This window comes from Marivirga sp., assembly GCF_024636815.1.
Taxonomy (GTDB): Bacteria; Bacteroidota; Bacteroidia; order Cytophagales; family Cyclobacteriaceae; genus Marivirga.
This window is the reverse complement of record NZ_JAGXGF010000153.1, coordinates 1-7,610: the sequence shown is the minus strand read 5'-3', so window position 1 is coordinate 7,610 and position 7,610 is coordinate 1. Positions and strand designations below refer to the sequence as shown.

4 protein-coding genes are annotated in these 7,610 nt (G+C 33.4%); all 4 read left to right on the top strand.

Annotation, left to right across the window (positions count from 1 at the left end):
• Positions 1 to 357 precede the first annotated feature (357 nt).
• Positions 358 to 897, top strand: coding sequence for a hypothetical protein (locus tag Q0L29_RS11250; RefSeq protein WP_296621699.1), 540 nt, complete (start codon positions 358 to 360; stop codon positions 895 to 897).
• Positions 898 to 1,137: 240 nt separating this feature from the next.
• Positions 1,138 to 1,659 carry a hypothetical protein gene (locus Q0L29_RS11245; protein WP_296621697.1) on the top strand — a complete coding sequence of 174 codons (522 nt, stop codon included), beginning with the start codon at positions 1,138 to 1,140 and terminating at the stop codon, positions 1,657 to 1,659.
• Between the two features lie 68 nt (positions 1,660 to 1,727).
• The gene (locus Q0L29_RS11240; RefSeq protein ID WP_296621695.1) at positions 1,728 to 2,480 is read left to right on the top strand and encodes a hypothetical protein; all 753 of its coding nucleotides are present in this window, start codon (positions 1,728 to 1,730) and stop codon (positions 2,478 to 2,480) included.
• Positions 2,481 to 2,543: 63 nt separating this feature from the next.
• The coding region (locus Q0L29_RS11235) for a hypothetical protein (RefSeq protein ID WP_296621693.1) at positions 2,544 to 7,610 on the top strand (5,067 nt) is incomplete at its 3' end.

Genomic DNA, 7,610 nt, shown 5'->3' with positions numbered 1-7,610 from the left:
CCTTGAAAACTTATGGTTATTCCTGTTACCTGGTTTTTATAAGTACAATGCCCTGTAGCATTATCAACACGCTTCCAATCTGCATATGGACAACTCAAACAGCGGAGTTAACCACAGTTTGCGCACACTCACAGGCTTCCCCGACCACATACCCACAAGCCCAATAACAATATATTTTTTTTAAACAAAAGGGGACATTTTTAAATTGGGAAACGAGGGGACATTTTTATTTTGGTTTGACATAAGTTGACTATATTGTTGACATTAAATATTTCCAGATGTATAATGCCGGGCCTTGATGGTTAAATTATATGCCATTTATTGGCAGTCTAGATTTGCAATTTAAATGGATGATTTATGGAAGAGAATTTAGTTATTATTATCGCAGCAACAAGTTTACTAACAGGTAGTCTTGTTGGTACTTTCAGTTATTTTTGGTGCAAGTCTATAGCTAGAGTGGAATTAAAACCAACTACATCAGAAGCTGTCACAGTCGAGGATTTTTATAAATTATTGAGTGAAGTTACAACAAAAAGAGAAGAGCTTTTATCGGTATTAACTCTTTTAAAACAAGATAATAGCTCTAAAGCTGTTTCTTATAGAAATACTTTTTTTAATGAAAGCTTAAAATTATTAAGTAATTCTGATGTTGAAATGGGGCGAGAGCAGCAAATTAACTCGGAGCTTTTTCAACTTCTGCAAATATCATTTAATAATTATCCAGAAATTGATACTAAACAATTAAATTATTCAGCTTATCGAAATGCTTTATATCATAGCATACAAGAACATCATGCAGAGACAATGCTTCTTGCTGATCAATATCTTGTTTCGATTAATGTCAATGATAATATCCAAAAAATCTTGGACAATAGCGGAAAAGCTATCTTTTTATAAAATTTATATGAATTATAGATAATAAAGGAATCTTTTATGCCTGCCAGCCGACTAGCCCGCACAAATAGGTTAGATGAAAGTTTAGTACAATATTCTCTGTTCTCTTATTCTCAAAGCAGAAGAAATAATTCACCCTTTTATTATATCCCTTTGTTTTGTCAACGGATAGTTGAATTTTTTACTTGCTCTGTCTCTATGTTGAGGCAATTACCTTCTAGAGCCTGGGGCGGACTAATTAATTTGCTTCAATCAATTCGCACCTGTTTTATTAGTATAATTTCTTGTTTAAATCCATTTGCGACAAGTAGACAAAAAAATGAATCAGAGGCAAAGGAAAATCGGGAATTAAATTTAGCTTATGCTGAACTTATTCCTATGCTTGTAGAAATGAAGGTCGAGGCTTCAGACATTTCTAAAGCAGTTGGTGATTCAAAAAGACAACTTGACGCAATCGATTTTGAAACCATCAATCCAGCAATATTGGAGAAGATTTATGAAGACGAAGTTGAGTTTAGTGATTTGAGAAGACGTTTTTATGACTTAGATGAAATGTATGCAATTCTAAATACAGCGTTTAAAAATGCTCCTGACCTCACGTCTGAAAATGGTCAACATTCAAAATTATTAAATAATTTGAAAATTGAACTGATGGAGCATCATCAGAAAATAAAAATATTAACTGATATTTATTTAGAAGAAACAGCAAATATTTTGGGAGTCAATGATAGCCATGCAGCATCACAATTTAGCATGAATCCATAATTTTTACAGACTGAGTTCAACGTAAAAAATCTATTTAAATAAAATTTGTTTTTTTGAGGTACATATCGATGTCAGAGCCTATCTTCATAAAGTTTAAAAAAAATGCCGGAAAGATTGCAATTGGTTCAATAGTTGTTGCTGGAGGAGCCGTCTTTGTTGTATGCACTCTCCCAGTTTCTGGTCCATTATTAATCGCAACTGGTGCCGTTGCCGGCGGCGCGACTGTTGTAGGGCTTGCTAGTGGAGGCGTTTATTTGGGAGCAAGAGCCGCCAAAGATGAGATCGATAAGTACCAAAATGATATGCAGCATGAGCAGGCAGGAAGTATATTAAATACATATAAAAGCCAAACCATGAGTGATAGTTTATCTCCATCCTCAAATGCGTTTTTGGATAAAATTGACAGCAATATCAGTGCGCTAAAACAACGCAGCAATGTCGATAATTACTCTCGATCAACTCAACAATTAATCATACAAGCAGAACAAGATGAGGCAATGACGAATTCAGAAATGAAAAAAATTATTCGCGTTCAAAAGGGAGAGATATTTGAATTAAAGAACATTACTGCTGAGCAAGCTGCAACAATACAAAAACAGGGCGGAAAAATTTTAAAACTTGAAGCAGACATTCAACAAAATACAAAACAATTTGATTCCCTTGAGGAAAGTCAAAAACGTACAACTTTCCTTTTAGGAAGGGAATTACAAGATGTAAAAAGAGTCTTAGGCAATATAAAAGCTGCCGAACATTCTGATCCTTCAAGCGCTGCAGATTCAACAGATGATAGACCGCAGAGAGGTTTACGTCGCTTCAGATAGTTTTTTAGATTAATCAAAAAACTTAATTTGGAATTTATTTGCAACTGGATAGGAAGTGAGAAAATGGGAAATAAGGTACCTTTCGTAATAATGGATGTTGCTTTAAATGATGTTGGTGTTTTTGCTCAAAATAAACTGGTTAGTGAATTAAAGAAATCTCATTCAGAGTCAGAAATATTTCCAGATGAACATGGCCACTACAATATCACTAAGCAAATGCTCTCGGAATCTTCAAATGGCACATATTATGATGGTAAAAATAAAATATTTGAATGGGAAAAAGACTCCGAAGGTTGTTTAAAAATAGTAGCAAATACAAATAAGCAAATAAATATATTAGCTGATATTGATGCAAAACAATGTCTGATTGAAGCGAAAGGCCCTTTGTTCCTTAATGGAAGATTCAAAGTTAAAAATGATTTAATTGTCTCAGCTGATGCATTATGGATTTCTGAAAAACTGTCCTGTAAGGGAGATGTTACCCTCATATCGAATCAAGGGATAGCAATCCTTAGCCCTTTTTCAGCGAAAAATTTGTCGATAAATACCTCTTATTTGCATATGGATACAAATGTAGATGTAGCTGGTTATTTGGATGTTTCATCACAATTTTTTAAACAAGGAAAGTCCTGTAAAACAATTTCAAATGGATTGCGCTTAATTACTACACAAGCTGAGATTGCTGGAGATTTAAAAGTAAGCGGTGATTCTTTTATATCTGCCAATAATATTATTTTAGGCTCGAAAAAAGATGAAGCCACAATACAGCTGGATGGTATAAATTATATTCATGCAAGCAATCTATTAAGCAAAAATAATGCCCAGCTTGCTATATCCAGGTTTGATAATAAAGAGCCTAGTAAATTCATTGTTGATAATGAATTAATTGTAGAAAAAAAAGCTATTATCGATTTCAAAAGTACAAAAGTTATTGTAAAGAAGATTAAAAATCATGGTGAAATTTCAACGGTAGGCTGTGAGTTGTTATCAAACAAGTTTTACCAAAATGGAATATACGATGCTGAATTATCAGACATTAATATTTACAAGCAGTTTAATCAGAATTCTCGTTCGTTATCAAAATTAACGAATAATAATTTTTTATGTCGTGATTTTAATCTTTATCAAGGAAGATTTAAATTTGATGATTGTACCTATGAAGCTTTAAATACTAGCATTTCTGGAAAATTTAAAGTTGTGAATAACAGTAAATGCAGCGTTGGCAGGAATTTATTTTTAACTGAAACAGCTGATTTTCATGTTAATAACAGTGCATTTTCTATAGACGAGGAAGCTTACTTAACAGGTAATGTATCTATTGTAGACTCTAAGTTAAGTTGTAATTATCTTATTGGGTTTTCGCAAATACTATTAAAAGAGTCTGATATAGAGTGCAAAAATGAAAGTTCATTTTTTCAGGGTTTACAAGCGAAAAACTCTAAAGTAAACGCTAGAAAAATATTGATTAAAGAAAATGCTGTATTTGATAACATGACGCTGTCCGCTAGAAATATACATTTTAATGTCAACCATGCACAAGCTGATGGAATATCATTATTTGCTGAAAATTTTGATCTTTCTGGTAGTGACTCAGATGACAAAGTTATGTTTAAAAATGGTGTTTTCATACTGGATAAATTTACCTCATCAAATAATGCAACTATAGAAAAATCATCAATTTTTGGTGTGGATAAAAGAGCAATTAGCCATCAATTTTATAATAATTTGAAATTAGTCGATTGTTGTTTTATTACAGAAAGTGAAGTGCGTAATAACAAAGGTTCTAGTCTAGCTATAGAGAATGGGTCGTTTTCTGCAAAAACGCTTTATTCAGTTGGCGCAATGCATGCAAAAAATACTACATTGTCTGTTGATAGTTTTAAGCAAGATCATGCGGAATTTGTGGCTGATTCATGTAAAATACGAATAAAAAAAGAATTATCTAGTACTGCAAGCGTCACCCAGTTAAAAGATAATACCAGCTTGTTAGCATCCCAGGTGAAACTAGGTGAAAAAGATGATTTTACCTTGAGTCAATCTTGTGCTGTTAATGTTTCCCATAAAATCTCTACATCAGTAAATTCTAATTTAAAAATTAATAACTCAGCCTTGGTTACAAAGAAATTTATTTCTCTTGGTCGTGCTGAAATTTGTGAGGGTATTTTATCAGCAGATGAGCTCTTAATATATAATAGATTTGAGGCTAAAAATAAATCTTTATTACAGGCGAATAAGCTTATTGCAATCGCTAAAACCGGTAGGGCAAAATTATCCGACGCCTATGTTTTAAGTAGAGACTTTCATAGTTTTGGAAAGTTATCAGTAAATGACACTCATGTATTATCAGAAAATAATTTTGGTCTTTCTCCTGGTTCGGATACAAAGTTAAGCGGGAATACAGTCATTAAGGCTAAGAATATTGCTCTAAATGGAAAAGTAGCGGCTAAGAAAAAAGATTCTGCAGAAAAAAAGTCGAATATTCAATTTCATGCTACTGAATTGTTATACCAGGGAAATAGTGGGGTTATTTATGGTGATGAAGATTTATCACTAGATACTCAGAAATTTTTGAGTCATGGAGCTATTGATTTATTAGCATCATTAAATATCAAAGGCAAGGAATGTAGTAATTATGGAATGATATATGCTAATAATTTGCATTTCGGATTTGATGATTCTGTTTTGAATTTCGGATCTCTTTCAGCAAAAAATATGGTAGTTCATAGTAACTTTGTGAATTTTTTAGGTAAGGTATCTGCAAGGGAATCATTTTCTTCAGCAGGTTACTTGTCTTTTAATTTTGGAATGATTGCAGCCAATAATTATTCTAACAACTCATTAATTTCATTAAATGCAGGTTTGTTTTTACCGAATTTTTCTGCAGATCGAAAATATATATTTTCTAAATCCAATTTAATGAATGTAGCAAAAATTGGAGTTTCTTCGCTCCTTCCAGAGTACAAAAAAGCAATTAATCTTGCATTTATGGTACCAGGTATCATAAATGCAGCTAGTGATGTTTTAAACAGTAAAGAAAACTTTAATTTTGAAAAATACATGAATATGCGCCGTCATGAATGGATGCCCTTAGTATGCCGAGTCAAGGGATATGGCTTAACAGGTTTAGGTGCTTATAAAAGCATATCTTCAGTAGTACCAACAATGTTTACCCATTTTGATCCAAAGTTGGCTGGTAAATATAGTCAGTCTGATACAAATGCCAGTTATAAATTAAGTGATTTCACAGCGGGAATTTCAAATATAGACTGGAAGAGTGTTGGTGTCGATATAGCCTCGACATTTACTGGAAATTATTCAGATAATGCTTTAATACGTTTGAATGCGGGTCTAATCGCTGTTGGAAATGCTTCTAATACAAGTCTTTTTGATATAAATTTTGGCTTTGAAGGTGCAGGCTTGTCACATTGTGTTAATACATATTCTGCACAGAATTTTGGTATGATTCATGGGGTTGATCTGAATGTTTCTGCCAGGCACTTAACAAACTCAGGCTATATCGTCAGTAATGACAGATTAAGTTTAAATGCTGATAACTTAAATAACAGAGAAAAAGGATTAATTTTAGCGCGTGAAACAGATATTGTTTCTGAGAGAATATATAATCACGGTAAATTAAAAGGCTCTAACAAATTAAATTTAAAAGCTGATAATTTATATAACAGTGAAAGAGGAACAATTACAGCGCGTGAAACAGATATTGTTTCTGAGAGTATATTTAATCAAGGTAAGTTAAAAGGCTCAAACAAATTTACTTTAAAAGCTGATTCACTACTGAATGCTGAAGCAGGAGTTATATCTGGTAACAATTTTTATGTTGATGCACAACACCTGAATCAACAAGGAAAACTGTCCTTAAAAAATGGGCAGGCAAACATTGATGATTTTACTGACACAAAAACCGCAAGCACGAATTTTACGGACGCCTATGTGATGGGGGAGTCGTTCAAGCTAAATGGGACTCTCTTAGGTGAGAAAAATGTATTAGATTATTCTGATATGTGCATCAGTGAGAGCGCAAATCAATATTTACGGGATGCTACTTTTCAGGCTTCTTCGATTGTTGATAATGGTCATCTTAACTATCAAGGCCAAGTGTGTTTTATAGCGGATAAATATACTCATAATGGTGTGATTACACGAGGTAATGATAAAAATACTGATGACGAAGAGAATCAAAATATTTTCTATGTAAAAAGCAAAGAAGCAGTTCTCAACGGCAGTGGTGATCTGGATAATGCCTATTTTAATATTGATCACTTTAAAGATCGTAGCGCGTTTGTTACAGGGGCAGGAATCTATAGTAATTATCACATCAGTGATAGTTTTTCATTCGAAACATTGGATAGTTTTAAATTTGAACAAGCGGTGAATAGGGATTGTGATCTGACAGTAAAAGCTGCTGATATTAATATGGATAATATTAATTACGATAGAAAGCAAGACTTAACTCTAATTTCCACCAAAGGTGATGTCTCTTTATGCAGCAATATTACATCTAAAAATTTATTTGTTAAATCTGCCCGGGATATGTGGACAAATGGGAATATAAATGTAGACGAATTTGTAAATTTTTCTGCAGAAGGTATTTATACTAATCTTGGTGGAACGGTTAATGGTGATACCGTGGCTATCAAGGCAGCTGCCATAAAAAATATTTCATCAGGCTCCGCGATGGCTCAACAAGCATGGGCAAAACCGATGGGGAATACTGGACTAATAAATGGTCGAAAAAATACTTTCATAGAAGCGACTCAGGGTAATATCGAGAATTATGGTGGTGGGATTCGTGGTGGTGAATACTGCCAGTTGATTGCTAAGGGAGATGTACTAAATGCATGTAATGTTCGTACCTATCAAGGTGCATACGACACGATGCAGGATTTTGATGCGGGTCTAATTGCTGGAGGAAATGGAGCAAATACTGACGGTATTGGGCTTTATATTCAAGCAGGGGGAAAAATTATTTCCGATGCCTCAGATTTCATAAGTAATGGTATTAATTATCTGGAAGCTGATCAAGGTTTTGATTTCAGGTCAAGACAACATGCTTATGTTTCAAATCAATGGACTAAGAAAAAATGGTACGGAAAAAAAGAAACCCATATTTCT

What these genes read in the sequence shown, in the direction of transcription:
- Q0L29_RS11240 (WP_296621695.1), top strand. Translation starts at nt 1,728, where the DNA reads ATGTCAGAGCCTATCTTCATAAAGTTTAAAAAAAATGCCGGAAAGATT.
- Q0L29_RS11250 (WP_296621699.1), top strand. Translation starts at nt 358, where the DNA reads ATGGAAGAGAATTTAGTTATTATTATCGCAGCAACAAGTTTACTAACA.